The organism is Enterobacter cloacae complex sp. 677-3DZ2D5B (assembly GCF_004136695.1).
Taxonomy (GTDB): Bacteria; Pseudomonadota; Gammaproteobacteria; order Enterobacterales; family Enterobacteriaceae; genus Enterobacter; species Enterobacter hormaechei_C.
In genome coordinates this window covers 126,265-150,925 of the sequence record NZ_QFLS01000005.1, presented here as the reverse complement: position 1 = coordinate 150,925, position 24,661 = coordinate 126,265, and the positions used below count along the sequence as shown (strand labels likewise).

Genomic DNA, 24,661 nt, shown 5'->3' with positions numbered 1-24,661 from the left:
GGGCAATGGAACAAACCTGGCGTTGGTACGGGCCGAACGATCCGGTTTCTCTTGATGATGTGCGTCAGGCTGGCGCAACGGGTGTGGTCACGGCGCTGCATCATATTCCGAACGGTCAGGTGTGGCCGGTGGAGGAAATCCAAAAGCGTCAGGCTCAGCTGGCAGAGAAGGGGTTAACCTGGTCTGTTGTGGAAAGTATTCCGGTTCACGAAGATATCAAAACCCACTCCGGTGAGTGTGATACCTGGATTGCGAATTATCAGCAGAGCATTCGTAACCTGGCAGCCTGCGGTATTGATACCGTCTGCTACAACTTTATGCCGATTCTGGACTGGACGCGTACCGACCTGGAATATGTAATGGCCGATGGTTCGAAGGCGCTGCGTTTCGATCAAATCGCTTTTGCGGCTTTCGAGCTGCACATTCTGAAGCGTCCGGGTGCGGAAGCAGACTACACCGCCGAAGAGCAGCAGCAGGCGCTGGCGTGGTTCAATGCCGCCAGTGAAGCGGACATTGAGAAGCTGGTTCGCAATATCATCGCGGGCCTGCCGGGGGCGGAAGAGGGCTATACCCTCGATCAGTTCCGCGCGCGCCTGGCGGAATATGGCGATATCGATAAAAACCAGCTGCGTGAAAACATGGCGCGCTTCCTGCGCGCTATCGTGCCGGTGGCAGAAGAAGTCGGCGTGCGGCTGGCGGTTCATCCGGACGATCCACCGCGTCCTATCCTCGGCCTGCCGCGTATTGTGTCTACGATTGAAGATATGCAGTGGCTAAAAGAGACGGTGGATAGCATCTACAACGGCTTTACCATGTGTACGGGCTCGTATGGGGTGCGGGCGGATAACGATCTGGTGCGGATGATCGAAACCTTCGGCGATCGCATTCATTTCACCCACCTGCGTGCAACCTGCCGTGAAGAGAATCCAAAAACCTTCCACGAAGCAGCCCATCTTGGCGGCGACGTGAACATGGTTGCGGTGGTGGATGCCATTCTCTCTGAAGAGGTTCGTCGTAAGCAGGCAGGAGATGTTCGTCCTATCCCGTTCCGTCCGGATCACGGGCACCAGATGCTGGACGATCTGCGCAAGAAAACGAATCCAGGGTATTCGGCGATTGGCCGTCTGAAAGGGATGGCGGAAGTGCGCGGTATCGAGCTGGCGCTGAAAATGACGAAGTATCCTGAACTTCTTTAAGTCTCATTGCCCGGTGGCGCTACGCTTACCGGGCCTACGAAAAACCGGCTCTGAGGCCGGTTTTTGTGTTTTTGTAGGCCGGGTAAGGCGTAGCCGCCACCCGGCAAATGCCACAATCAGTCAGCACGACCCATATAGCGTTTTTCTTCGATATGGATACGGATTTTCTCGCCCGCCGACAGGTACTCTGGCACCTGTACGACCAGACCGGTAGTCAGGGTAGCCGGTTTGTTACGCGCACTTGCAGACGCGCCTTTGATGCCCGGTGCCGTTTCAACAATTTCCAGATCAACGGTCTGCGGCAGTTCCAGCGCCAGCAGCACGCCATCCCAGGTCAGCACCTGCATGTCCGGCATCCCACCTTCAGGAATAAACAGCAGCTCTTCTTCGATCTGATCTTTGGTGAAGATATACGGGGTGTAATCTTCTTTATCCATGAACACGTATTCGTTGCCGTCAATGTAGGAAAAATCAACGTAGCGACGGGTCAGGGTTACGGTATCGACGATATCGTCGCCTTTAAAACGTTCTTCCACTTTCAGGCCGGTGCGGACATCGGAGAAACGCATTTTGTACAGCGTTGCTGCGCCACGGGCGCTGGGTGCCTGAATGTCGATATCTTTCACAATCAGCAGTTTGCCGTTGTAATTCAGTACCATACCTTTCTTAATTTCGTTCGCTCTTGGCATTGCAGTAATCCTGTTTACGGGAGGTAAAAAATATCGCGCCAAATTACTCGCGCGCGGCCTTTCAGGCAAGCGGAATTCGTGGGTTTTGCTATCAATACATAAAAGGTGTTACTGTGCGCGCAATGCCCGACTGCGCGGGCATCTGCCACCAACAGAGAGCATGTATGGATTGTCGTTCCGACTGTGGCGCGTGCTGTACCGCACCGTCCATCTCAAGCCCCATTCCAGGCATGCCGGAGGGCAAGCCTGCCAATACCCGCTGCGTTCAGCTCTCTGACACTAACCTGTGCATGATCTTTGGCTCGCCTTTACGCCCGAAGGTGTGCTCCGGGCTCCAGCCAACCGCCGAAATGTGCGGCAGTACGCGCCAGCAGGCCATCACTTATCTGCTTGAGCTGGAAGCGCTCACCGCGCCTTAAACGTCTTTGATTCGCGTCAGGCAGCTCAGCGTCATGACGCACATCACCAGCGCAATCCAGAACACTGTATGATAGTTCCAGATTTCAGCCACAACGCCCGCCAGTGAGCCTGCAATAATCCAGCCCACGCGGGTGGTATTCGTATAAAGGGTGGTGGCAGAGCCTGCCTGACCCGGCATCAGGTCCTGAAAGTAGAGCATGCCGATACCGGCCAGAATACCGATGTAAATGGCGTTCAGCAGCTGTAAAGCCAGAAGCAGGGCTGGCGTATGAACCGTCAGCATACCGACATAAAACAGCAGCCCGGCTACGGCGGCGACGCGCATCAAAAAGCGCTTGCCGAAGCGCTTCGCGTAATAGCCCGCAATCAGCATGGTGGGGATCTCAAGCCCCGCAGCGGTTCCCATCATGATCCCGGCCAGCTTCTCCGGCAGATGCAGCTCATCAATAATAAACAGCGGCATATTAATGATATAGAGGCTGTTCGTTCCCCACATCAGCGTACAGATAATGAATAACAGCAGCGCGTCGCGGCGGTTGCGTCGCGGAGCTTCCAGCGTACCAGTCGCCACTTTCGGCTCTTTGCGCATGGAGGGCAGGAAGAACCAGACCATTGCGCCGCACACAACGAAGGCCACGGCTGCGCTGAGGTACATCACCGTAAAGCCAAAACCCATCGCCAGCGCGTAGGCTAACGGGGGGCCAATCACCCACGCCAGCGACACCTGCGCGCGCAGTATCGAGCTGAACATCACCGCTTCCCGCCCGGTGCGGTCGGCGTGCTCGCGGGCAAGGGCGAACATCTGCGGGTTGGCGGTCGAGCCGAAACTGCTCAGGAAGACGCCCACGAACAGCAGAATGAAGTAGTTACGGTTCCAGGCAAACAGCAGGCAAGCAAATACCCCGAGCAGGCAGCAAAAAACGATCAGGCTTTTGCGATCGCCTTTGCGGTCTGAATGACCGGCAAGAAACTGGCTGACAAAAATGCCAATGATGGCGCTCCCGGTAAAGAAGAAGCCAACCATCGCCGGGCGGGCGTGGACTTCGTTGGTCAGAAAGAGGCTCAGCGTAGGCGTTTGTAACGCACCGGCAATACCGGTGAGGAAAGCAACGATCAAAAACGCCGTTGACGTCAAATCAAAAGGCTTTGGTGAGGCGGCAGCGGGGGTGTTATGCATGTTCAGTCTTTGCGAGTAACAGAGAGAGGCGGAGTTTACGCCGCCCGTCATTAAATAAACAGAGGGCAAAATCAAGATTGCCACAATAAATCAAAATAGCATTTCAGTTTATCGCCGTTTCGCTGAAGCGTGCTGAACCTGTTTGCTGAACATCAGCAAAAACCTCCCGACTGAAGAAGAAATGTGCTGCACTTCTAAATTCTGCAACAAGAAATGTAACTTTTCTTGCAACCTTTTGTAGAAAAGACAAGACTTCTTGAAACGTTTCAGCGCTATCTTGCATGTCCTGAAGAAGCAGGTTAGCGCCTATTTTCTCAGTTAAGCTGAAACGATTCAATTTCAGCAGGAGAGGAGAATCATGTTCCAGTTATCTGTTCAGGATATTCACCCGGGCGAACAGGCCGGGAATAAAGAAGAGGCTATTCGCCAGGTCGCCGCTGCGCTCGTGCAGGCTGGCAACGTGGCTGACGGCTACGTCAACGGCATGCTGGCGCGTGAACAGCAGACCTCCACCTTCCTCGGTAACGGTATTGCAATTCCGCACGGCACCACGGACACCCGCGATCAGGTGCTGAAAACCGGTGTGCAGGTCTTTCAGTTCCCGCAGGGCGTGCTGTGGGGCGAGGGTCAGGTGGCTTATGTGGCGATCGGCATCGCGGCCAGCGGTGACGAACACCTGGGCCTGCTGCGTCAGCTGACGCACGTACTGAGTGATGATGCCGTCGCGGAACAGCTTAAATCCGCCACCACTGCTGAAGAACTGCGTGCCCTGCTGATGGGCGAAAAACAGAGCGAAGCGCTGAAGCTGGATAATGAAACCCTGACGCTGGACGTCGTTGCGTCCGATCTGGTAACGCTCCAGGCGCTGAATGCGGCTCGCCTGAAAGAGGTCGGTGCGGCAGATTCCGCTTTTGTGACGCGCGCAATCAATGATAAGCCATTAAACCTGGGTCAGGGCATCTGGCTGAACGACAGTGCTGAAGGTAACCTGCGTAGCGCTATCGCGGTCAGCCGTGCTGCGGTTGCCTTTGAGACAGACGGCGAACGCGCCGCGATGCTGGTAACGGTTGCCATGACTGACGATCAGCCGGTTTCCGTGCTGAAGCGTCTGGGCGATCTGCTGCTGAACAATAAAGCTGAAAAACTGCTGAACGCAGACGCGGCGACGGTGCTGGCTCTGCTGACCAGCGACGATGCGCTGACGGATGACCTGCTGAGCGCAGAGTACGTGGTGCGTAACGAACATGGCCTGCATGCCCGTCCGGGCACCATGCTGGTGAATACCATTAAACAATTTGAAAGTGAGATCACCGTGACCAATCTGGACGGTTCGGGTAAACCAGCCAACGGGCGCAGCCTGATGAAAGTTGTCGCGCTGGGCGTGAAGAAAGGCCATCGTCTGCGCTTTACCGCGCAGGGTGCGGATGCTGAACAGGCGCTGAAAGCGATTGGCGACGCCATCGCGGCCGGTCTGGGGGAGGGCGCATAATGAGCAGACGTGTTGCGACCATTACGCTGAACCCGGCTTACGATCTGGTGGGCTTCTGCCCGGAAATTGAGCGTGGCGAAGTTAACCTGGTGCGGACGACCGGCCTGCATGCCGCAGGAAAAGGGATTAACGTGGCGAAGGTGCTGAAAGATCTCGGCATCGACGTCACCGTTGGCGGTTTCCTCGGTAAAGACAACCAGGACGGTTTTCAGCAGCTGTTCAGCGAGTTGGGCATCGCCAACCGTTTTCAGGTTGTGCAGGGCCGTACCCGCATTAACGTTAAGCTGACCGAGAAAGACGGTGAAGTGACCGATCTGAACTTCTCCGGCTTCGAAGTGACCCCGGCTGACTGGGAGCGCTTTGTTGCCGATTCCCTGAGCTGGCTGGGCCAGTTTGACATGGTGTGCGTCAGCGGCAGTCTGCCCTCCGGCGTCAGCCCGGAAGCGTTCACCGACTGGATGACGCGCCTGCGCAGCCAGTGCCCGTGCATTATTTTCGACAGCAGCCGCGACGCGCTGGTCGCCGGTCTGAAAGCCTCTCCGTGGCTGGTTAAGCCTAATCGCCGCGAACTGGAGATCTGGGCGGGCCGTAAGCTGCCAGAATTAAAGGATGTGATTGACGCTGCCCATGCGCTGCGCGAGCAGGGTATCGCTCACGTGGTGATTTCGCTGGGTGCAGAAGGTGCCCTGTGGGTTAACGCCTCCGGGGAATGGATTGCCAAACCGCCTTCAATGGAGGTGGTCAGCACCGTGGGTGCCGGGGATTCGATGGTTGGCGGTCTGATCTACGGTCTGCTGATGCGCGAATCCAGTGAACATACCTTACGTCTTGCTACCGCCGTTGCGGCCCTGGCCGTGAGCCAGAGCAATGTCGGTATTACCGATCGTACCCAGTTAGCCGCGATGATGGCGCGCGTTGACTTAAAACCTTTTAACTAACAGCAGGAGAGGAATAATGAAAACGCTGCTGATCATTGACTCCGGTCTCGGACAGGCTCGTGCCTATATGGCGAAGACCCTGCTGGGCGCGGCGGCACAAAAAGCGCACCTGGATATCATTGATAACCCGGGTGATGCTGAAATGGCGATTGTTCTGGGCGACAAAATCCCCGCTGACAGCGCCCTGAACGGCAAAAAAGTGTGGCTGGGTGATATTAATCGCGCGGTGGCACATCCTGAACTGTTTCTGAGCGAAGCAAAAGGTCATGCGACGGTTTACAGCGCACCTGTTGAGGCGGCGCCGGTTGCCGCCGTTGGGCCGAAACGCATTGTTGCGGTAACGGCCTGCCCGACAGGTGTGGCGCACACCTTTATGGCGGCTGAAGCCATTGAAACCGAAGCGAAAAAACGTGGCTGGTGGGTGAAGGTTGAAACTCGCGGCTCTGTTGGCGCGGGCAATGCCATCACGCCTGAAGAGGTGGCGGAAGCCGATCTGGTGATTGTGGCGGCGGATATCGAAGTGGATCTGGCGAAGTTTGCCGGCAAGCCGATGTACCGTACCTCTACCGGCCTGGCGCTGAAGAAGACCGCGCAGGAGTTTGATAAGGCGCTGGCAGAAGCCAAACCGTATCAGGCAACCGGTGCGGCTAAAACTGCGACTGAAGGGAAAAAAGAGTCTGCGGGTGCGTATCGTCACCTGCTGACCGGCGTGTCCTACATGCTGCCGATGGTGGTGGCGGGCGGCCTGTGTATTGCGCTCTCCTTCGCCTTTGGTATCGAGGCGTTTAAAGAGCCGGGCACGCTGGCGGCCGCGTTGATGCAGATTGGCGGCGGCTCCGCGTTTGCGCTGATGGTGCCAGTGCTGGCGGGCTTTATCGCCTTCTCCATTGCTGACCGTCCGGGTCTGACGCCGGGTCTTATCGGCGGTATGCTGGCCGTGAGCACCGGTTCTGGCTTTATCGGCGGTATCATTGCCGGTTTCCTCGCCGGTTATGTGGCGAAGCTGATCAGCTCGAAGCTGAAGCTGCCGCAGAGCATGGAAGCGCTGAAGCCTATCCTGATCATCCCGCTGATTTCCAGCCTGGTGGTCGGTCTGGCGATGATTTACCTGATCGGTAAGCCGGTCGCGGGCATTCTGGAAGGTCTGACCCACTGGCTGCAAACCATGGGGACGGCGAACGCGGTGCTGCTGGGCGCAATCCTCGGCGGTATGATGTGTACCGACATGGGTGGTCCGGTGAACAAAGCGGCATATGCGTTTGGCGTTGGCCTGCTGAGTACCCAGACCTACGCGCCGATGGCGGCGATCATGGCGGCAGGTATGGTGCCACCGCTGGCGCTTGGCCTGGCGACGATCATTGCCCGTCGTAAGTTCGATAAAGCGCAGCAGGAAGGCGGTAAAGCTGCGCTGGTGCTGGGCCTGTGCTTCATCACCGAAGGCGCAATTCCGTTTGCGGCGCGCGATCCAATGCGTGTTCTGCCGTGCTGTATCGTGGGTGGTGCGGTGACGGGGGCTATCTCCATGGCCGTAGGTGCGAAACTGATGGCGCCGCACGGCGGTCTGTTTGTCCTGCTGATCCCTGGCGCCATCACGCCGGTGCTGGGTTATCTGCTGGCGATTGTTGCCGGTACGCTGGTGGCGGGCCTCTCTTACGCGGTGCTGAAACGTCCGGAAGCGGAAGTTGTGGCGAAAGCAGCGTAAGCGGTAAGCAATAAAAAAGCCGGGTGCTAATGCAACCCGGCTTTTTTTATGCCGCCTGTTCAGCGGTTTGCTGTGCCTTCAGCCAGGCAATCTCTTCTGCCCAGATGTCCGGATTGATGGTTTCCAGCACCATCGGAATACCGTCGAAGCGAGCGTCCTGCATGATAAAGCGGAACGCATCGTGGCCGATGTTGCCTTCGCCCAGGCTGTGATGGCGGTCAACGCGGCTACCAAAGGCGCTTTTCGCATCGTTTAAGTGCATACCGCGAAGATATTTAAAACCAACAATACGCTCGAACTCCTCGAAGGTATTTTTTGTGGCCTCGGTTGTGCGCAGGTCATAACCGGCCGCAAACGCGTGGCAGGTATCAATGCACACGCCCACGCGGGATTTGTCTTCCACGCCGTCGATGATCGCCGCCAGATGCTCAAACTTAAAGCCGAGGTTGCTGCCCTGACCGGCGGTATTCTCAATCACCGCCGTCACGCCCTGGGTTTTATCCAGCGTCATGTTAATTGACTCGGCGATGCGCGCCAGACAGGCGTCTTCGTCAATTTGCATCAGATGGCTGCCGGGATGGAAATTCAGCAGCGTTAGCCCCAGTTGCTCACAGCGCTGAACCTCATCCAGGAACGCTTCGCGGGATTTTTCCAGCGCCTCGGCAACCGGGTGACCGAGGTTAATGAGGTAGCTGTCATGGGGAAGGATCTGGCCAGGCCCGTAGCCGTATTTCTCGCAGGCGGCTTTGAAGTCATCAATCACTTCCGCGGTGAGGGGAGCTGCGCGCCACTGGCGCTGGTTTTTGGTGAACAGGGCGAAAGCGGTCGCCTCGATTTCGGCGGCGCGAATGGCGGCATTCGCAAGGCCACCGGCAGCGCTGACGTGCGCTCCAACATATTTCATAAAAAGACTCCTGTTAACCCGAAATGCCTATGATAACGGGTTAACAGGAGAAGGACGAGATGGTTTATGCCAACAGGCTGTGTACCGCAAGGTTAATCGCACCGCCGCCAACTATCAGCCAGATGAACAGCACCAGCGCCATCAGCAGCGGTTTCGCCCCGGCTTTTTTCAGCGCGCTGACGTGCGTGGTGATGCCCAGCGCCGCCATTGCCATCGCCAGCAGGACCGTATCCAGCGTGACCAGCATATCCACCATCGCTTTTGGCAGCAGGTGGAAAGAGTTGAAGACAGCGACCACGATGAACAGGATCGCAAACCACGGAATGGTGATTTTGCTTTTCTCGCTGCCGCCTGCCGGAGCAAGCTGTTTAACCCGCGCCGCGAGGAAAATCAGGAACGGGGCCAGCATCATCACGCGCAGCATTTTGGCGATGACCGCCGCGTTTTCCGCTTCCGGGTTAATGGCGTGACCTGCCGCCACCACCTGCGCCACTTCGTGCATGGTTGAGCCGATATAAATGCCGTAGGTTTCCGGACTAAACCAGTGCGCCACCAGCGGATACATGGCCGGATACAGGAAGATCGCCAGCGTACCGAAGATAACTACCGTCGCGACGGCAACCGTGACTTTACTGGCTTCGGCTTTAACGACGGGTTCTGTTGCCAGTACCGCCGCCGCGCCGCAGATGCTGCTACCCGCACCGATCAGCCAGCTGGTCTGTTTGTCCAGCCCAAAGATCTTCTGGCCGATAAAGCACGCCAGTAAAAAGGTGCTCGAAAGGGTCAGGACGTCAATGGCAATCCCGCTGACCCCCACATCCGCAATCTGCGAAAAGGTGAGACGGAAGCCATAAAGGATGATCCCGAGACGTAATAAATGCTGCTTGGCGAAAATCACGCCGCCGTCGCAGGATTTCCAGATGTGCGGGTAAACGGTGTTCCCGACCACCATGCCGAGCAGAATGGCCAGCGTCAGGGCGCTGAACCCTGCACCGGCAACCGCCGGTATACTGCCGCCCCATAAGGCCACGCCGGTAACCACGGCGCTGAGCGCGAGACCCGGCACGAAGTGCCACACTGTACGATGATGTTGTAAGGTGATTTCTGACATAACCTTCTCCTTTGTCTGGCTAAAGGTTACGGCGCTCTGGCTTAAAAATAAAATTGATTATATATTTATAATCAATCTTTATAAGTGGTAAGCAACCATGCACATTACATTGCGTCAGCTGGAAGTTTTTGCCGAGGTGCTGAAAAGCGGCTCGACAACCCAGGCGTCACAAATGCTGGCGCTCTCGCAGTCCGCCGTTAGCGCGGCCTTGACCGATCTTGAAGGGCAACTGGGCGTCCAGCTTTTCGACAGGGTAGGGAAGCGGCTGGTGGTGAACGAACATGGCCGCCTGCTGTATCCGCGTGCCCTGGCTTTACTGGAGCAGGCGACGGAGATCGAACAGCTGTTCCGCGAGGACAACGGCGCTATTCGCGTCTACGCCAGCAGCACGATCGGTAACTACATCCTGCCGGAAGTGATTGCCCGCTACCGCCGGGATTTTCCGACCCTGCCGCTGGAGATGAGCGTCGGCAACAGCCAGGACGTGATCAACGCGGTGATTGATTTCCGCGTGGACATCGGGCTTATCGAAGGGCCGTGCCACAACGTGGATATCATTGCGGAGCCCTGGCTGGAGGATGAGCTGGTGGTGTTTGCCTCTCCGGCCTCTTCTTTACTCCAGGGCGAGGTCACGCTGGAGCGGCTGGCGCAAGCGCAGTGGATCCTGCGAGAGCAGGGCTCCGGCACGCGTGAGATTGTCGATTATCTGCTGCTGTCCCATCTACCGCAGTTCCAGTTAGGGATGGAATTAGGTAACTCCGAGGCCATTAAGCATGCCGTACGCCATGGTCTGGGCATTAGCTGTCTTTCCCGACGGGTGATTGCCGAACAGCTGGAAACCGGCTCACTGGTTGAGATCCCCGTTCCGCTGCCGAAGCTGGTGCGCACGCTGTGGTGCATCCATCATCGTCAGAAACACCTTTCCAGCTCGCTCCAGCGTTTTCTGCGCTACTGCGAGATGTAAAAGCGCCCCTCACCCTGGCCCTCTCCCCAAAGGGGAGAGGGAAAAATTATGCTTTACTTATAATCCTGGCCGAGTCATGAAGCTCTCTTATAACTGAGTATTTCTGCCGGAAGCAACGCAGATCGTCTGCTACAATCGCGCCTCATTTATTGAATGGACAGCATTTTCACATGGTTTCAGAAACTAAAACCACACAAGCGCCCGCGCTACGTCGCGCACTTAAGGCGCGTCACCTGACGATGATCGCCATTGGCGGCTCCATCGGTACGGGTCTTTTCGTTGCCTCTGGCGCAACAATTTCGGCAGCCGGCCCGGGTGGGGCATTATTCTCTTATATCCTGATTGGCCTGATGGTCTACTTCCTGATGACCAGCCTGGGCGAACTGGCGGCATACATGCCGGTGTCTGGTTCGTTTTCGACCTACGGACAAAAATACGTTGAGGAAGGCTTCGGCTTCGCGCTGGGCTGGAACTACTGGTACAACTGGGCGGTGACCATCGCCGTTGACCTCGTCGCGGCACAGCTGGTAATGACCTGGTGGTTCCCGGACACGCCCGGCTGGATCTGGAGCGCCCTGTTCCTGGCGGTCATCTTCCTGCTGAACTACATCTCCGTGCGCGGTTTCGGCGAAGCGGAATACTGGTTCTCTTTGATTAAAGTGGCAACCGTCATCATCTTTATCGTCGTCGGTGTGGCGATGATCGTTGGTATTTTCAAAGGGGCTGAACCGGCGGGCTGGAGTAACTGGACAATAGGCGATGCGCCGTTTGCCGGGGGCTTCTCGGCGATGATTGGCGTGGCGATGATTGTCGGCTTCTCCTTCCAGGGTACCGAGTTGATTGGTATCGCGGCCGGTGAATCCGAAAACCCGGAGAAGAATATTCCGCGCGCGGTGCGTCAGGTGTTCTGGCGTATCCTGCTGTTCTATGTGTTCGCGATCCTGATTATCAGCCTGATCATTCCGTATACCGACCCAAGCCTGCTGCGTAACGACGTAAAAGACATCAGCGTCAGCCCGTTCACGCTTGTCTTCCAGCACGCGGGTCTGCTCTCAGCGGCGGCGGTGATGAACGCGGTGATCCTGACGGCGGTACTGTCTGCGGGTAACTCCGGGATGTACGCCTCCACCCGCATGCTCTACACCCTGGCCTGCGACGGTAAAGCGCCGCGTATTTTCTCGAAACTGTCTCGCGGTGGCGTGCCACGCAACGCGCTGTATGCGACCACGGTGATTGCGGGTCTCTGTTTCCTGACCTCCATGTTCGGCAACCAGACGGTCTACCTGTGGCTGCTGAACACCTCTGGTATGACGGGCTTCATTGCCTGGCTGGGCATTGCCATCAGCCACTACCGTTTCCGTCGCGGGTACGTCAAGCAGGGGAATGATCTGAATAACCTGCCGTACCGGTCAGGATTCTTCCCGCTGGGGCCGATCTTCGCCTTCGTTCTGTGCCTGATTATTACCCTGGGTCAGAACTATGAGGCCTTCCTTGCGGACACCATTGACTGGGGCGCCGTCACGGCCACCTATATTGGCATTCCGCTGTTCCTGATCATCTGGTTTGGCTACAAACTGACGAAAGGAACACGCTTCGTTCGCTACAGTGAAATGGATTTCCCGGAACGATTTAAATAATAACCGCACTTCCTCTCTTTTAGCCCGCTCAGTTGAGCGGGCTTTTTTATGGGCAGATCAGAAGCTGTAGGTCATGCCAACGGTATAGCGGCGGCCATCCAGCACGGTGTCATACGTATCGTAATCAATCTGCTTATCGAGCACGTTATACACACCGGCAGTAACCAGCAGGTTTTTGTTGGCGTTGTAGCGCATACCGACATCAATCTGAGTGTAGGACGGCGTACCCTGGGACATTGACGTGCGGCTCAGGTACTCAGACGTTTTACCGCGCAGGTTCAGACGGCTCCAGAACCCGACGTCTGGCGTCGCCTGCCAGTCCAGGGTGGTGTTGAACATGTGTTTCGGCATTTTGTTCAGCGGCTTGCCGGAGAACTGGCCGCTCTTCTGCTCGGACTCTGTATAGGTGTAGTTTGCAGTCCAGTTCACATCACGCGTGATCTTCCACCCGAAGGAGGACTCCACACCGCGCATGTTGGCTTTGTCCACGTTGACGCGATCGCTGACGAAATCATAGCTGTGACCGCCAATCGTACAGGCGGGATCGGCGCTGCTGTTACAGCGGCGAACTTCCGTAATTTTGTCCTTGAAGTCGGTATTAAACAGCGTTACGCCGGCATTCAGGTTATCGTTGTTATCCCAGAGCAGGGCGAGCTCTTCGCTCAGGCTCTTCTCTGGTTTCAGATCCGGGTTGCCGACGATGATACCGTCAAGACGGCCGCCACCTGTCACCTGGCCCCAGCTGGCAGACGACTGACGCAGATCCGGCGCACGATAGCCAGCAGAAACCCCGCCTTTCAACGTCCACTGATCGGCCAGGTGCCATACGCCGTAACCGCGCGGCGTCCAGTTAGTACCGTAGTTTTGGTCTTTGTCCATACGCAGGCCGCCGGTCAACGTAAAGCTTTCCGTCATTGACCATTCATCTTCGGCAAACAGGGCCCAGCTCCAGCGCGTCAGTTTGTTCAGGCCGTCAGCAGCTTCCAGCTGATTACCGTTGTCGCGCAGTTTCTCATAGCGATACTGCCCGCCGAGGGTCAACGTATGATCGCCGAGGAAAATCTGGTTCTGGTTGTTGAAGGTGGTGTTATAGGAGCGCATTTCGCGACCTGGATTATTGGTCTCTTCCTGCTGGATATAGCTGGTGGTATTGAAGTCTTCGTAATAACCACTGTGGGTTAACGAGTAGGTCGTGTGTTCATAGCGCGAGTCGCTTTTAGTATTTGGCGTACAGGTTGTTCCCCGGCAGGTTTCAGCCGCTTTCGACATCCCCGGGGTGCTGTTTCTGTCCTGAAGTTCGCGAGCAAAGTCGAGGTCGAAATCGTTCTTCTCGTCCGGCGTGAAGTTCAGCGTAATGCCACCGTTACGCATTTTCTGCTCGTTATAGCCGTTCACGATTTTATCTTCTGCGCGGCGTGACAACAGCCCCGTCACCTTTGCGCCCAGAAGTCCGTCGATCAGGGGACCAGAGGCGTAGGCGTTGGTCTGGAAGATATCGCCGGAATCATGATTTTCCTGGAAGGTTGCATCGCCATGCAACGAACCGGTCCAGGCTTTGGTGTTCGAGACTTTTTTGGTAATGACGTTAATGACGCCACCCATCGCATCGGAGCCGTAAAGCGAGGACATCGGGCCGCGGATGACCTCGATGCGCTCAATGGACTCCAGCGGCGGCAGCCAGCCTTGTTCAATACCCGAGTTGTCGCTGTTGGGGCGGGTGCTTCGCGTACTGACGCGTTTGCCGTTCACCAGGAACAGGGTGTACTGAGAGGCCATGCCGCGAATACTGATATCACTGCTGCTCCCGCCGCCAGTGACGACAACACCCGGGACATCTCTCAGGGCATCGGTAACATCACGGTAGGCTTTATCTTCAATCTGCTGTTTTGAAATCACAGAGATGGAGGCGGGGGCATTCTGGATCTTTTGTTCAAAACCCGTTGCAGTGACGACAACGGTGTCCTGATCGGCTGCGTGAACGAAGGGGGAACATGTGGCAGCGCCAATGGCGACGGCCAGGAGCTTAATGCGTGGTATTGTCATTTGTACATTCCGTATAAAAATGAAAAAAACTCCATCGGGATAACCCTGAGAACTGTATGTTTTTGTCTTGTAAGAACTCTTTGAGATGGAGAAGAGCCTGGAATTGTACAAAAGAATGTAGAATTGTAAACACAAATGATAATTGAAATCATTTGTGTTTGAGTGATGACGACGGAAAACAGGCTGGATTCAAGCGGATAGAAGTATGTAAAGAGGGGGAGGGGAAAGACCCGGCAGGCAGGAGGCGCTACCGGGTAAAAGGCGGAACTTACCTGAACAGATGTTCCGCATGGAAGCGGAGATGATCCTCAATAAAGGACGCCATGAAGTAATAGCTGTGGTCGTATCCCGGTTGAATGCGCAGCGTTAGCGGCCAGTCCTTCTGGCGCGCGGCTTCCGCCAGCACCGCAGGCTGTAACTGCCCGGCGAGGAACTGATCGGCATCACCCTGATCCACCAGCATCGGGATAGCGTCTTCTGACTGGCTCGCCAGCATCAGCGCGCAGCTATCCCATTCCTGCCATTTCTTTACATCTTCACCCAGATAGTGCCTAAAGGCTTTTTGCCCCCAAGGCACCTGCGTTGGGTTCACAATCGGCGCAAATGCGGACACGCTGGTGTATTTCCCCGGATTTTTCAGCGCCATTATCAGCGCCCCGTGGCCACCCATCGAATGTCCGCTTATCGCGCAGCGCTCGCTGACCGCGAACTGAGAGTGCACCAGGGCAGGCAGTTCATCGCGAATGTAGTCATACATGCGGTAATGGCTCGCCCACGGTTGTTCCGTGGCGTTGAGATAGAAGCCAGCGCCTTTACCCAAATCGTATCCGGCATCGTCGGCCACGTCCTCGCCACGCGGGCTGGTATCTGGCATCACCAGCGCAATGCCCAGTTCGGCGGCAATACGCTGGGCGCCCGCTTTGGTGGTGAAGTTTTCGTCGTTGCAGGTCAGGCCTGAAAGCCAGTACAGCACCGGTGGATTGTCCGCAGGGGGCAGGAAAATGCTGAACGTCATAGCACAATTCAGCGTGGTGGAGTCGTGCCGCCAGCGCTGCTGTCGACCTTCAAAACAACGATGCTCTTCGAGCAGTTCCATGCAGGGCTCCTTATACGAAAGACTATTCATACAACGCATAATACAGAGTTTTCATTGACCTGTGAGCAACTTTCACTTTCGCAGGACGGCGAGATGTTGCATCATAAATTTACTTTTCTTTAACAATTGGAGCGATCATGGCGCTGCGTATCGCGCTCAGCGGATTTGTGGTTCTGGTCGTGGCGATGGGGATAGGACGCTTCGCCTTCACACCTCAGGTGCCGCTGATGATAGCCGCCGGGCAACTCACGCTTACCAGCGCGGGGCTGGTGGCGGCAATGAACTATCTGGGCTATCTGGTAGGGGCATGGGATGCCATGCGCGCCCATCGCTTCGTTGAAACACGTCTCTGGCTTGGCATCACCGGTGCGGTGGCGCTGACGCTGCTCTCCGCGGCGGCAGAGAATGCCGTTGTTCACGGTCTGCTGCGCTTTGTGATCGGCTGCATGAGCGGCTGGTCGATGGTGCTGATTGCCGCCTGGACCAACGAGCGGCTGGGGCAGCTGGGCAAACCGGGACTCAGTGCGGCCGTCTTTGCCGGACCCGGGGCCGGCATCGCCCTGAGCGGCCTGCTGGCGGTCTATATTCAGGCGAAATCCTTGTCCGCCGGGGCGGCATGGCAAATCTACGGCGTACTGGCGCTGGTGCTGATCGTACTGGTGGCGCGCTACCTGCCGCGCGCAGGTCAGCTTCATCGCCCTGGTACCGCGCCTGAGCCGTTGCTGCTGACTGCGGATCTCCGGCGTCTGGTCTGGAGCTACAGCCTGGCAGGGTTCGGCTATATCCTCCCGGCGACCTTTTTATCGCAAATGGCGGCGGTGCGTTTTCCCGGCAGCCTGTTTGCCCAGTTTGTCTGGCCAATATTTGGCGCCGCCTCGGTGGTGGGGATTGCGCTGAGCATTGCCCTGCGGCATACATCAAGCGCTAACCGCAGGCTGGCGATTGTTCTTTGGTTACAGGGGATTGGCGTGCTGGCGGCCTGGTTGCTGCCGGGCATAGGCGGCTTGCTGACGGGTGGGCTGCTGGTGGGCGGCGGGTTCCTCTGCGCCGTGCAGCTCTCTCTTCTGTATGGTCGCGAGCTGGCGCCAGACCACACGCGTTACATGGCGGGACTGCTCACCACCGGGTATGCCATTGGTCAGCTGGTGGGTCCGGTCACGTCGGCTCTGTCGACCTGGCTCACGCACCGTCTGGAACCTGCGCTGGGGCTGGCGGGGATCGCGCTGTTCGTTGGCGGAGCGTTAGTCTGGAACCGTCAGGCTGAAAGGCAACAGCAATTGCAATAATTATCGTCGTGAATACTGGATTATGTGCGTCGCCTCACGCACAATGAGCGCATACTTTTGCCACAACGAGGGCAAAAGACGCCACACCTGCAGGAGAAAAGAATGTCATCACTCAGTAAAGAAGCAGCCCTTGTCCATGAAGCGCTGGTTGCGCGCGGTCTTGAAACGCCACTGCGCCCGCCCGTGCAGGAGCTGGACAATGTTACCCGCAAGCGTCTGATCGCCGGCCATATGACGGAGATCATGCAACTGCTGAATCTCGATCTGAGCGACGACAGCCTGATGGAGACGCCGCACCGCATCGCGAAGATGTACGTCGACGAAATTTTCTCCGGCCTGGATTACGCGAACTTCCCGAAAATCACCGTCATTGAAAATAAGATGAAGGTCGATGAGATGGTGACGGTACGCGATATCACGCTGACCAGCACCTGCGAGCATCACTTTGTGACCATCGATGGTAAAGCAACGGTGGCCTATATTCCAAAAGATACGGTCATTGGCCTGTCCAAGATCAACCGCATTGTGCAGTTCTTTGCCCAGCGTCCGCAGGTGCAGGAACGTCTGACGCAGCAGATCCTGACCGCACTGCAAACCCTGTTGGGGACTAACAATGTGGCGGTGTCTATCGACGCGGTGCACTACTGCGTGAAAGCGCGCGGCGTGCGTGATGCTACCAGCGCAACCACCACCACTTCGCTGGGCGGCCTGTTCAAATCGAGCCAGAACACCCGCCAGGAGTTCCTGCGCGCCGTGCGTCACCACAACTAATCAGACAGGGCAGGGACCATGGAGCGAAACGTCACGCTCGATTTTGTTCGCGGCGTCGCCATTCTCGGTATCCTGCTGCTGAATATCAGCGCCTTCGGTCTGCCGAAGGCCGCCTATCTGAATCCTGCGTGGTATGGCGACATCACGCGTAGCGACGCCTGGACGTGGGCAATCCTCGATCTCTTTGCACAGGTGAAATTCCTGACCCTCTTTGCGCTTCTGTTTGGCGCGGGACTTCAGCTTCTGCTCAAACGCGGTACGCGCTGGATCCAGTCGCGTTTAACGCTGCTGGTTATCCTCGGTTTTATTCACGGGCTGCTTTTCTGGGACGGCGATATTCTGCTCGCGTATGGTCTGGTGGGCCTGATTTGCTGGCGGCTGATCCGCGACGCACCCGGTGTGAAAAGCCTGTTTAACACCGGCGTGATGCTCTATGTCATGGGACTGGCCGTGTTATTGCTGCTTGGCATGATTGCCGATGATTCCACCAGTCGTTCATGGATCCCGGATGCGGCCAACCTGCAATATGAGCAGTTCTGGAAGCTGAAAGGCGGCATGGAAGCGATCGGCAACCGGGCCGATATGCTCGGCGATAACCTGCTGGCGCTGGGCGCGCAATACGGCTGGCAGCTGGCGGGGATGATGCTGATGGGTGCAGCCCTGATGCGCACCGGCTGGCTGAAAGGGGAATTTAGCCTGCGACACTATCGTCGTACGGGTGCAGGGCTGGTGCTGCTCGGCGTGATCATCAACCTCCCGGCGGTGATGATGCAGTGGCATCTACAATGGGATTACCGTTGGTGTGCGTTCCTGTTGCAGGTGCCGCGCGAACTGAGCGCGCCGTTCCAGACCATTGGCTATGCGGCGCTGATCTATGGCTTCTGGCCCCAGCTTTCTCGCCTGTGGATCGTCAGTGCGGTGGCCTGCGTCGGGCGGATGGCGTTAAGCAATTACATCCTGCAAACGCTGATATGCACCACGCTTTTCTACCGATTCGGCCTGTTTATGAAATTCGATCGCCTGACGCTGCTGGCGTTTGTTATTCCGGTCTGGATTGTTAACGTGGTGTTTTCAGTTGTCTGGCTGCGTTTTTTCCGTCAGGGCCCGCTGGAATGGGCATGGCGACAGTTAACCGCTCGTGCTTCGGGCGTGTCATTGCGTAATACATCCAGATAACGATCTGGATCACAATCATTAACAAAACGGATGTAAGCGTTTTCATCTGTGTGAGCTTCTTCACGTAGTCTCCTCTATCTCGCTGCCAGAATAGCCACCTTGCTAAACACAGGGGGTGTCTGTGAGTTGCTGCAATCCTTTAAAGGGTGGTGAATATGATCACCATTCGTGACGTCGCCCGCCAGGCGGGTGTTTCTGTTGCTACTGTCTCCCGTGTGCTGAACAACAGTGCGCTGGTCAGCCCTGAAACGCGTGAAACCGTAATGAAAGCCGTGACCCAGCTGGGGTACCGGCCAAACGCCAATGCCCAGGCGCTGGCGACGCAGGTCAGCGATACCATTGGCGTAGTGGTGATGGACGTGTCGGACGCCTTCTTCGGCGCGCTGGTCAAAGCGGTGGATGTGGTTGCCCAGCAGCACCAGAAATATGTGCTGATTGGCAACAGCTATCACGAGGCTGAAAAAGAGCGTTATGCCATTGAGGTACTGATCCGCCAGCGCTGTAACGCCCTGATTGTGCACTCAAAAGCCCTGAGCGATGAAGAGCTGGCCGGGTTTATGGAGCAGATCCCCGGCATGGTGCTGATCAACCGTATCGTCCCCGGCTACGCGCATCGCTGCGTCGGTCTGGATAACATCAGCGGCGCGATGATGGCGACGCGGATGCTCATCAGCAACGGCCATCAGCGCATAGGTTATCTGGCTTCCAGCCACGGTATTGAAGACGACATGATGCGCCGCGAGGGCTGGCAAAACGCGCTGAAAGAGCAGGGCATTGCGCCGCTGGAGAGCTGGGTAGGTACCGGTTCGCCGGACATGCAGGGCGGTGAAGCGGCAATGGTTGAACTGCTGGGGCGTAATCTTCAGCTGACGGCCGTGTTTGCCTATAACGACAGCATGGCGGCAGGTGCGCTTACCGCGCTGAAAGATAATGGCATTGCGGTACCGCAGCATTTATCGCTGATCGGTTTTGATGATATCCCCATTGCCCGTTACACCGATCCGCAGCTGACAACGGTGCGTTACCCTATTGCGTCGATGGCGAAACTGGCGACAGAGCTGGCGTTACAGGGGGCGGCTGGGCTGTTAGATCCTGACGCAACGCATTGTTTTATGCCGACTTTAGTACGCCGCCATTCGGTCGCTATCCGGCAAACTGTGGCTCCGATCACTAACTGATAACATCACGTGATGTAACCGTTTTCAATCTGTGAGTAAATTCACAGTATCTTAACAAGCCGCTGTCTATGATGTCAGCGTTTTAGGGGCTGAAACACAATGTAACGGTGATTATTCACTTTTACCGTTATCACAATGCCTCAAACAACGAATAAAACGCATTTCTGGAGCGTTACCGAACACGGAAGCTGGACATTTTATAAGTGAACTTCGGCGATCAGTAACGTTTTATTAACATCTGCCCGCCGACCGTTTTTCACAAGAACTACCCTGCATAAAAAAAACCGGAGATACCATGAATAAGAAGGTGTTGACTCTGTCTGCTGTCATGGCAAGCATGCTTTTTGGCGCAGCAGCACACGCAGCGGATACCCGTATTGGCGTGACTATCTATAAATACGACGATAACTTCATGTCCGTTGTGCGTAAAGCAATTGAAAAAGATGCTAAATCAGCGCCAGACGTGCAACTGCTGATGAATGACTCCCAGAATGACCAGTCCAAACAGAACGATCAGATTGACGTTCTTCTGGCAAAAGGCGTGAAAGCGCTGGCTATTAACCTGGTTGACCCGGCTGCGGCAGGCACGGTGATCGAGAAAGCGCGCGGCCAGAACGTGCCAATTGTCTTCTTCAACAAAGAACCTTCCCGTAAAGCGCTGGACAGCTACGACAAAGCGTATTACGTGGGTACCGACTCCAAAGAGTCCGGGATTATCCAGGGCGATCTGATTGCGAAACACTGGGCGGCGAACCCAAACTGGGATCTGAACAAAGATGGTCAGATTCAGTTCGTTCTGCTGAAAGGCGAACCGGGCCATCCAGATGCTGAAGCACGTACCACCTACGTTATTAAAGAGCTGAACGACAAGGGCCTTAAAACCCAGCAGCTGGCGTTAGACACCGCAATGTGGGATACCGCTCAGGCGAAAGATAAGATGGACGCGTGGCTGTCCGGCCCTAACGCCAACAAAATTGAAGTGGTCATTGCCAACAACGATGCGATGGCAATGGGTGCGGTAGAAGCGCTGAAAGCACACAACAAATCCGCCATTCCTGTATTCGGTGTGGATGCCCTGCCAGAAGCGCTGGCGCTGGTGAAATCTGGCGCTATGGCCGGTACCGTGCTGAACGATGCCAACAACCAGGCGAAAGCCACCTTCGATCTGGCGAAAAATCTGGCCGATGGTAAAGGTGCCGCTGACGGGACTAACTGGAAAATTGACAACAAAATCGTTCGCGTTCCTTACGTGGGCGTAGACCAGTCCAACCTGGCTGAGTTTATCGGTAAATAAGTTATCTGCATTGTCTTCACTGGGCGCAATTCGTTGCGCCCTTTTATAACGCGATATGCGAGGCCAACAAGGTATAATTATGGTCAGCACAACTACTCAGTCGTCCGGTGAATACTTGTTGGAAATGACCGGTGTCAATAAGTCATTCCCCGGTGTTAAGGCGCTCGATAATGTTAATTTAAAAGTTCGTCCTCACTCTATTCATGCATTAATGGGTGAAAACGGTGCGGGTAAATCAACATTATTAAAATGCCTTTTTGGGATCTATCAAAAAGATTCTGGCAGCATTCTTTTTCTGGGAAAAGAGATCGACTTCCATTCAGCGAAAGAAGCGCTGGAGAACGGTATCTCGATGGTACACCAGGAATTAAACCTGGTCCTGCAACGTTCAGTTATGGATAATATGTGGTTGGGTCGTTATCCAACCAAAGGTGTCTTTGTCGATCAGGATAAAATGTATCGCGACACCAAAGCCATTTTTGATGAGCTGGATATTGATATCGACCCGCGCGCCCGCGTCGGGACATTATCCGTTTCCCAGATGCAGATGATCGAAATTGCCAAAGCGTTCTCATATGATGCGAAAATTGTGATCATGGATGAACCTACATCGTCATTAACGGAAAAAGAGGTTAACCACCTTTTTACCATTATTCGTAAGCTGAAAGATCGCGGCTGTGGCATTGTCTATATCTCACATAAAATGGAAGAGATCTTCCAGCTGTGCGATGAAATCACCATCCTGCGCGACGGTCAGTGGATTGCCACCCAGCCGCTGGAAGGGCTGGACATGGACAAGATCATCGCCATGATGGTTGGCCGTTCTCTGAACCAGCGCTTCCCGGATAAAGAAAACAAGCCAGGCGAAGTGATTCTGGAGGTGCGTAACCTGACCTCGCTGCGTCAGCCGTCTATCCGCGATGTCTCTTTCGATCTGCACAAGGGGGAGATCCTTGGCATCGCTGGGCTGGTGGGCGCTAAGCGCACCGATATCGTGGAAACCCTGTTTGGTATCCGTGAGAAAGCCGAAGGCACCATTACGCTGCACGGTAAGAAGATCAACAACCACAACGCCAACGAAGCCATTAATAATGGCTTTGCGCTGGTGACGGAAGAGCGTCGTTCCACCGGTATTTACGCTTATCTGGATATTAACTTTAACTCGTTAATTTCTAATATTCGCAATTACAAAAACAAGGTCGGGCTGCTGGATAATTCCCGCATGAAGAGCGATACCCAGTGGGTGATTGACTCCATGCGCGTGAAAACGCCGGGCCACCGCACGCAAATTGGCTCACTTTCGGGAGGAAACCAGCAGAAAGTCATTATTGGTCGCTGGCTATTAACCCAGCCTGAAATTCTGATGCTGGATGAACCTACGCGCGGTATCGACGTGGGTGCAAAATTCGAGATTTACCAGCTTATCGCAGAGCTGGCGAAAAAAGATAAAGGGATCATTATTATTTCTTCCGAAATGCCGGAATTGTTAGGGATCACAGACCGTATTCTGGTTATGAGCAATGGTCTCGTTGCCGGTATTGTTGAAACCAAAACGACAACGCAAAACGAAATTTTGCGTCTTGCGTCTTTGCACCTTTAAGATCAGGGGCTCCTCATGAGTGCGTTAAATAAAAAAAGTTTTCTCACTTATCTGAAAGAAGGCGGTATTTACGTTGTTCTTTTAGTCTTGCTGGCGATTATTATTTTCCAGGACCCTACGTTCTTAAGTCTGCTGAACTTGAGTAACATTCTGACCCAGTCTTCCGTCCGTATTATTATCGCGCTTGGCGTGGCGGGGCTTATCGTTACTCAGGGGACTGACCTTTCGGCAGGGCGCCAGGTGGGTCTGGCGGCGGTCATTGCGGCGACCCTGTTGCAGTCGATGGAAAACGCCAACAAGGTATTCCCGGAGATGGCGACCATGCCGATTTTCGTGGTGATCCTGATCGTGTGTGCCATCGGCGCGGTAATTGGCCTGATTAACGGCATCATTATTGCTTACCTGAACGTGACGCCATTCATCACTACGCTTGGCACGATGATCATCGTTTATGGTATCAACTCCCTGTACTACGATTTCGTCGGCGCGTCTCCAATCTCTGGCTTCGACAGCGGCTTCTCGACCTTCACGCAGGGGTTTGTTGCGCTCGGCAGCTTCCGTCTCTCCTATATCACCTTCTATGCTCTGATTGCGGTGGCATTCGTCTGGATCCTGTGGAACAAAACCCGCTTCGGTAAAAACATCTTTGCTATCGGCGGTAACCCGGAAGCGGCGAAGGTCTCCGGGGTCAACGTGGCTCTGAACCTGCTGATGATTTATGCCCTGTCCGGGGTCTTCTACGCCTTCGGCGGGATGCTGGAAGCAGGCCGTATCGGCTCTGCAACCAACAACCTCGGCTTTATGTACGAACTGGATGCGATTGCGGCCTGCGTGGTTGGCGGCGTCTCCTTCAGCGGCGGCGTGGGTACCGTGCTGGGCGTGGTGACCGGTGTGATCATCTTCACCGTTATCAACTACGGCCTGACCTACATCGGTGTGAACCCGTACTGGCAGTACATTATCAAGGGTGCGATCATCATCTTCGCGGTTGCCCTGGATTCACTGAAGTACGCGCGTAAGAAGTAAGTTCTTCAGAATGAAAAGGCCCGCTCACGTAGCGGGCCTTTTTTTGCCCGGCGGCGCGACGCTTACCGGGCCTACAAAATCGCGATCGTAGGTCGGGTAAGGCGAAGCCACCACCCGACATCAGTTATTACTTCTTCTGCATTTCCAGCAGCTGCTCTGGCGTTACCGCCGGATAACCCTGCGCATCCTCCGGCACTTCGTGCATCGTTGGGATCGGCACCAGCGGGCCTAAAAAGCGCGGTTCACGTTTGAACAGGTACAGGTCAGCCAGCGCGCCGAAACGGGCGCCAAACTCACGCACGCGCACGCTCAGCATATCTTTTGGCGATGGCACCGCATAACACTGCGCCTGAATGCCCATATGCAGGGCGATAAACAGCGCCCGCTCGCAGTGGAAACGCTGGGTAATGATGATGAAATCATTGGTGTCGAACACCTTGCGGGTACGCACGATGGAATCAAGCGTGCGGAATCCGGCGTAGTCGAGCACGATATCGGCCGGGTCGACGCCTGCGGCAATCAGATCTTTGCGCATCGTCACCGGCTCGTTATAGCTTTGCAGCGCGTTATCGCCGCTCAACAGCAGATAGTTCACCTTGCCGCTGTTATAGGCGTTCAGCGCGCCCTGAATACGATACCGGTAATACTGATTTATGACGCCGGTGCGGTAATACTTGGCGGTGCCAAGCACCACGCCAACCTGACGGTAGGGGAGGTCCTGTAGGTCATCAAAAATGTAGGGGGCTGTTTTCCAGCTCATCCAGCGGTCGAGACCCAGCACGATCAACAGCAGTATGCCGACCAGGACAGACAGGCTGTAAAACACGCGCTTTAACATGCAGATGGCTCGTACCGATGATGAAATTTCCCTCAGGCTACTGTACCCGCCTGGTTAGCGCAAGAAACAGCGATTCAACTGAGGGGTTTTTCGTCAGACTGGCGGGCAACTCTGCCCGCCGAACAG

22 protein-coding genes are annotated in these 24,661 nt (G+C 55.6%); 14 read left to right on the top strand and 8 right to left on the bottom strand.

The window, feature by feature from the left end; all coding sequences use genetic code 11:
- Nucleotides 1–5 precede the first annotated feature (5 nt).
- Nucleotides 6–1,196 (top strand): mannonate dehydratase, encoded by a 1,191-nt coding sequence (uxuA, locus tag DD597_RS07930; protein ID WP_023324974.1) that lies wholly within the window; start codon nt 6–8, stop codon nt 1,194–1,196.
- A gap of 116 nt (nt 1,197–1,312) precedes the next feature.
- Here uxuA and yeiP read toward each other — a convergent pair whose 3' ends face one another.
- Nucleotides 1,313–1,885, bottom strand: coding sequence for an elongation factor P-like protein YeiP (yeiP, locus tag DD597_RS07925; RefSeq protein WP_003859355.1), 573 nt, complete (start codon nt 1,883–1,885; stop codon nt 1,313–1,315).
- A gap of 164 nt (nt 1,886–2,049) precedes the next feature.
- On the opposite strand from yeiP, the gene DD597_RS07920 reads away from it, so the two are divergent.
- The gene (locus DD597_RS07920; protein ID WP_003859353.1) at nt 2,050–2,304 is read left to right on the top strand and encodes a YkgJ family cysteine cluster protein; all 255 of its coding nucleotides are present in this window, start codon (nt 2,050–2,052) and stop codon (nt 2,302–2,304) included.
- On the opposite strand, the gene setB is transcribed toward DD597_RS07920, so the two are convergent.
- The gene (gene setB, locus DD597_RS07915; protein WP_045331133.1) at nt 2,301–3,482 is read right to left on the bottom strand and encodes a sugar efflux transporter SetB; all 1,182 of its coding nucleotides are present in this window, start codon (nt 3,480–3,482) and stop codon (nt 2,301–2,303) included. The two genes, DD597_RS07920 and setB, sit on opposite strands and share 4 nt — an antisense overlap.
- Before the next feature lie 103 nt (nt 3,483–3,585).
- Nucleotides 3,586–3,765, bottom strand: a complete 180-nt coding sequence (locus DD597_RS24830; RefSeq protein WP_139152746.1) for a hypothetical protein — start codon at nt 3,763–3,765, stop codon at nt 3,586–3,588.
- Between the two features lie 75 nt (nt 3,766–3,840).
- Here DD597_RS24830 and fruB point away from each other — a divergent pair, with 75 nt between their 5' ends.
- The 3 genes from fruB to fruA are packed head-to-tail and all read left to right on the top strand — an operon-like array spanning nt 3,841 to nt 7,611.
- Nucleotides 3,841–4,971 (top strand): fused PTS fructose transporter subunit IIA/HPr protein, encoded by a 1,131-nt coding sequence (gene fruB, locus DD597_RS07910; RefSeq protein WP_023314548.1) that lies wholly within the window; start codon nt 3,841–3,843, stop codon nt 4,969–4,971.
- Entirely contained in the window at nt 4,971–5,909 is a 939-nt protein-coding gene (fruK, locus tag DD597_RS07905; protein WP_006811313.1) for a 1-phosphofructokinase, read from the top strand. Before fruB ends, fruK begins: the two co-directional genes overlap by 1 nt.
- A gap of 16 nt (nt 5,910–5,925) precedes the next feature.
- Complete coding sequence (gene fruA / locus DD597_RS07900) at nt 5,926–7,611, top strand: PTS fructose transporter subunit IIBC (protein WP_003859344.1); 1,686 nt, start codon at nt 5,926–5,928, stop codon at nt 7,609–7,611.
- Between the two features lie 46 nt (nt 7,612–7,657).
- On the opposite strand, the gene nfo is transcribed toward fruA, so the two are convergent.
- Nucleotides 7,658–8,515: a deoxyribonuclease IV gene (nfo, locus tag DD597_RS07895; RefSeq protein ID WP_003859342.1), complete on the bottom strand. Its 858-nt coding sequence runs from the start codon at nt 8,513–8,515 to the stop codon at nt 7,658–7,660.
- 64 nt (nt 8,516–8,579) lie between these two features.
- Nucleotides 8,580–9,626, bottom strand: a complete 1,047-nt coding sequence (locus tag DD597_RS07890; protein ID WP_003859339.1) for a YeiH family protein — start codon at nt 9,624–9,626, stop codon at nt 8,580–8,582.
- Between the two features lie 97 nt (nt 9,627–9,723).
- Here DD597_RS07890 and yieE point away from each other — a divergent pair, with 97 nt between their 5' ends.
- Together yieE and DD597_RS07880 are read left to right on the top strand one after the other, a co-directional pair.
- The gene (gene yieE, locus DD597_RS07885) at nt 9,724–10,590 is read left to right on the top strand and encodes a DNA-binding transcriptional regulator YeiE (protein WP_003859337.1); all 867 of its coding nucleotides are present in this window, start codon (nt 9,724–9,726) and stop codon (nt 10,588–10,590) included.
- Nucleotides 10,591–10,760: 170 nt separating this feature from the next.
- The gene (locus tag DD597_RS07880) at nt 10,761–12,227 is read left to right on the top strand and encodes an amino acid permease (protein WP_023324971.1); all 1,467 of its coding nucleotides are present in this window, start codon (nt 10,761–10,763) and stop codon (nt 12,225–12,227) included.
- Between the two features lie 57 nt (nt 12,228–12,284).
- On the opposite strand, the gene DD597_RS07875 is transcribed toward DD597_RS07880, so the two are convergent.
- Nucleotides 12,285–14,270, bottom strand: a complete 1,986-nt coding sequence (locus DD597_RS07875) for a ligand-gated channel protein (protein ID WP_060580138.1) — start codon at nt 14,268–14,270, stop codon at nt 12,285–12,287.
- 268 nt (nt 14,271–14,538) lie between these two features.
- Nucleotides 14,539–15,366 (bottom strand): S-formylglutathione hydrolase, encoded by an 828-nt coding sequence (gene fghA, locus DD597_RS07870; RefSeq protein ID WP_032659588.1) that lies wholly within the window; start codon nt 15,364–15,366, stop codon nt 14,539–14,541.
- A gap of 137 nt (nt 15,367–15,503) precedes the next feature.
- Between fghA and DD597_RS07865 the strand changes: the two genes are divergently transcribed.
- The 7 genes from DD597_RS07865 to mglC all read left to right on the top strand — a co-directional run bounded on the left by DD597_RS07865 (nt 15,504) and on the right by mglC (nt 23,697).
- The gene (locus DD597_RS07865) at nt 15,504–16,652 is read left to right on the top strand and encodes a YbfB/YjiJ family MFS transporter (RefSeq protein ID WP_003859330.1); all 1,149 of its coding nucleotides are present in this window, start codon (nt 15,504–15,506) and stop codon (nt 16,650–16,652) included.
- A gap of 102 nt (nt 16,653–16,754) precedes the next feature.
- Nucleotides 16,755–17,423 carry a GTP cyclohydrolase I FolE gene (gene folE / locus DD597_RS07860; protein WP_003859328.1) on the top strand — a complete coding sequence of 223 codons (669 nt, stop codon included), beginning with the start codon at nt 16,755–16,757 and terminating at the stop codon, nt 17,421–17,423.
- A gap of 18 nt (nt 17,424–17,441) precedes the next feature.
- Nucleotides 17,442–18,599: a DUF418 domain-containing protein YeiB gene (yeiB, locus tag DD597_RS07855; protein ID WP_032659578.1), complete on the top strand. Its 1,158-nt coding sequence runs from the start codon at nt 17,442–17,444 to the stop codon at nt 18,597–18,599.
- Between the two features lie 155 nt (nt 18,600–18,754).
- The gene (galS, locus tag DD597_RS07850; protein WP_003859324.1) at nt 18,755–19,777 is read left to right on the top strand and encodes an HTH-type transcriptional regulator GalS; all 1,023 of its coding nucleotides are present in this window, start codon (nt 18,755–18,757) and stop codon (nt 19,775–19,777) included.
- A gap of 295 nt (nt 19,778–20,072) precedes the next feature.
- The gene (gene mglB / locus DD597_RS07845; protein WP_017383382.1) at nt 20,073–21,071 is read left to right on the top strand and encodes a galactose/glucose ABC transporter substrate-binding protein MglB; all 999 of its coding nucleotides are present in this window, start codon (nt 20,073–20,075) and stop codon (nt 21,069–21,071) included.
- A gap of 79 nt (nt 21,072–21,150) precedes the next feature.
- Entirely contained in the window at nt 21,151–22,671 is a 1,521-nt protein-coding gene (gene mglA / locus DD597_RS07840; protein ID WP_109949181.1) for a galactose/methyl galactoside ABC transporter ATP-binding protein MglA, read from the top strand.
- A 15-nt stretch (nt 22,672–22,686) separates the two neighbouring features.
- Nucleotides 22,687–23,697 (top strand): galactose/methyl galactoside ABC transporter permease MglC, encoded by a 1,011-nt coding sequence (gene mglC / locus DD597_RS07835; protein ID WP_003859318.1) that lies wholly within the window; start codon nt 22,687–22,689, stop codon nt 23,695–23,697.
- A gap of 127 nt (nt 23,698–23,824) precedes the next feature.
- On the opposite strand, the gene sanA is transcribed toward mglC, so the two are convergent.
- Nucleotides 23,825–24,535, bottom strand: coding sequence for an outer membrane permeability protein SanA (gene sanA / locus DD597_RS07830; RefSeq protein WP_039274159.1), 711 nt, complete (start codon nt 24,533–24,535; stop codon nt 23,825–23,827).
- Nucleotides 24,536–24,661 lie beyond the last annotated feature (126 nt).